Origin of the sequence: Pseudonocardia sp. SID8383, from assembly GCF_009864975.1 — a bacterium.
GTDB classification, from domain to species: Bacteria; Actinomycetota; Actinomycetes; order Mycobacteriales; family Pseudonocardiaceae; genus Pseudonocardia; species Pseudonocardia alni.
In genome coordinates this window covers 1-2908 of record NZ_WWFY01000310.1, presented here as the reverse complement: position 1 = coordinate 2908, position 2908 = coordinate 1, and the positions used below count along the sequence as shown (strand labels likewise).

Sequence of the window (2908 nt, the reverse complement as noted above, 5' to 3'; positions counted from 1 at the left end):
CGGCGCCGCGGTCCTGGCGCGGCGGCTCGTCCCGGCCCCGCCGCGGGAGGACACGACGACGGCGTGGACCCCGACCGGCACCGTCCTGATCACCGGCGGCACCGGTGCCCTCGGCGGGCACGTGGCGCGACGGCTCGCCGCCGACGGGGCGCAGCACCTGGTGCTGCTCGGTCGCCGCGGCCCGGACGCTCCCGGTGTGGACGGACTGCGTGCGGAGCTGGAGGCACTCGGTGCGGGCGTGACCGTGGCGGCCTGTGACGCCGCCGACCGGGGGCAGCTGTCCGCGGTGCTCGCGGCGATCCCGGCCGACCGGCCGCTGACCGGCGTCGTGCACGCCGCGGGCGTGCTCGACGACGGGATCCTGGACCGCCTCACCCCCGAGCGGTACCGGGAGGTCTTCCGGTCCAAGGTCACCGCGGCGCTGCTGCTCGACGAGCTGACCCGCGGCCTCGACCTCGACGCGTTCGTCCTGTTCTCCTCCGCGTCCTCGGCCGTCGGCAACCCCGGTCAGGCCAACTACGCCGCGGCCAACGCCGTGCTCGACGCGCTCGCCGAGCAGCGCCGGGCCCGCGGCGACGCCGCCACCTCGATCTCCTGGGGTGTCTGGGGCGGCGGCGGAATGGCGGGGGCCGGCTCCGCCGACGACGCGGCCCGCCGCACCGGGATCGGTGCGATGGACCCGGCGCTCGCGGTCGAGACCATGCTCCGCCTGATCGCGGGGACCGCGCCCACCGCGGTCGTCGCCGAGGTCGAGCTCGACCGGTTCGCCGGCGCGTTCGGCGGCACCCGCCCCAGCCCGCTGCTGCGCGAGTTCCCCGGCTACGCCGAGCTCGTCGCCGGCCGGGCCGGGACCCGGCCCGGCGCGGCGGAGGACGACCTCGCCGCGACGCTCGTGGCACTGCCGCCCGCGCGGCGGCTGGACACGGTCGTGGACCTGGTGCGGTCGCGTGCCGCGCAGGTCCTCGGCTATCCCGGCAGCGACGACGTCGGGGCCGAACGGTCCTTCCGTGACCTCGGGATCGACTCCCTGGGGGCGGTCGAGCTGCGCAACCAGCTCGGCGCCGCCACCGGCCTGGGCCTGCCGGCCACGCTGGTCTTCGACCACCCGACCCCCGCCGCCGTCGCCCGGTACCTGCTCGACGAGCTGGCCGGAGACGACACCGGGGCCGACGGCGAGGAGGCCGGGATCCGGGCAGCACTGGCCACCGTGCCCCTGGAACGGCTGCGCGAGCTCGGCGTGCTGGAGCCGCTGCTGCGGCTCGTCGGCCGCGGCGAGGAAACCGCAGCCGACGACGACACCGGGACCGGTCCCGGTGGCAGCGAGGTCGACGCGATGTCCGTCGACGACCTGGTGCGGGCCGCGCTCGACGGCCGGCCCGACGACCTGTAGCGCGAGTGAGGGAACAGACGATGAACGAGAAGCACGCGTCCGGCACCGCCGGTGGCAACGACGTCGTCACCGCGCTCCGCGCCGCGGTGAAGGAGACCGACCGGCTGCGCCGGCAGAACCGGATGCTGCAGTCCGCGGCCACCGAACCGATCGCCGTCGTCGGCATGGGCTGCCGGTTCCCCGGGGGCGTCGACTCGCCCGAGGCGCTCTGGGACATGGTCGCCGCCGGCACCGACGTGATCTCCGGGTTCCCCACCGACCGTGGCTGGGACCTCGACGCGCTGCACGCCGGCGGCACCGACGCCCGCGACACCGAGATCAGCATGCAGGGCGGGTTCCTGGACGGGGTCGCCGACTTCGACCCCGGCTTCTTCGGTATCTCACCGCGCGAGGCCGTCACCATGGACCCGCAGCAGCGGCTGCTGCTGACCACCGCCTGGGAGGCGATCGAGCGCGCCGGCATCGACGCGGCCGGGCTGCGCGGCAGCCGCACCGGCGCGTTCATCGGCACCAACGGGCAGGACTACGCCTACCTGGTGGTCCGCTCGCTCGACGACGCGACCGGCGACGTCGGCACCGGGATCGCCGCCAGCGCCGTGTCCGGGCGGCTGTCCTACACCCTCGGGCTCGAGGGTCCCGCGCTCACCGTCGACACCGCCTGCTCGTCCTCGCTGGTCGCGCTGCACCTCGCCGTGGCCTCGCTGCGCAACGGCGAGAGCTCCCTGGCCCTGGCCGGCGGCGTCAACGTCATGTCGACGCCCGGGTCGCTGGTCGAGTTCAGCCGCCAGGGTGGGCTGGCCCGCGACGGGCGCTGCAAGGCCTTCGCCGAGGGCGCCGACGGCACCGGCTGGTCCGAGGGCGCCGGGATCCTGGTGCTGGAGCGGCTGTCCGACGCCCGCCGTCTCGGGCACCCGGTGCTCGCGGTCGTCCGCGGGTCCGCGGTCAACCAGGACGGCGCGTCCAACGGGTTCACCGCGCCGAACGGGCCGTCCCAGCAGCGTGTCATCCGGGCCGCGCTCGCCAACGCCGAGCTGTCCGCCGGCGACGTCGACGCCGTGGAGGCGCACGGCACCGGCACACCGCTCGGCGACCCGATCGAGGCGCAGAGCATCCTCGCCACCTACGGGCGGGACCGCGAGCGGCCGCTCGCGCTCGGCTCGGTCAAGTCGAACATGGGACACACCCAGGCCGCGTCCGGTGTCGCCGGGGTCATGAAGATGATCATGGCGATGCAGCACGGTGAGCTGCCCAGGACACTGCACGTGGACCGCCCCTCGACCCACGTCGACTGGTCCGCGGGCGCGGTCGAGCTGCTCACGCAGGCGCGCCCGTGGCCGGCCGTGGAGCGGCCGCGGCGCAGCGGTGTGTCCTCCTTCGGGGTCAGCGGCACCAACGCCCACGTGATCGTCGAGCAGGCGCCTGCCCCGGCCGAGCCCGCCGCCGAGCCCGCCGCCCGCCTCCCGCAGGCGCTGGCCTGGACGGTCTCGGCCCGCACCCCCGCCGCCCTGCGCGACCAGG

Annotated in this window: 2 protein-coding genes; both read left to right on the top strand. The window is 76.1% G+C overall.

What is annotated here, in order from left to right:
- Window positions 1-1390, top strand: a 1390-nt coding sequence (locus GTW08_RS07665; RefSeq protein ID WP_161151667.1) for a beta-ketoacyl reductase, incomplete at its 5' end; no start/stop codon positions are given.
- Between the two features lie 20 nt (window positions 1391-1410).
- Window positions 1411-2908: type I polyketide synthase (locus GTW08_RS07660; protein ID WP_161151666.1), on the top strand; the 1498-nt coding region annotated here is incomplete at its 3' end.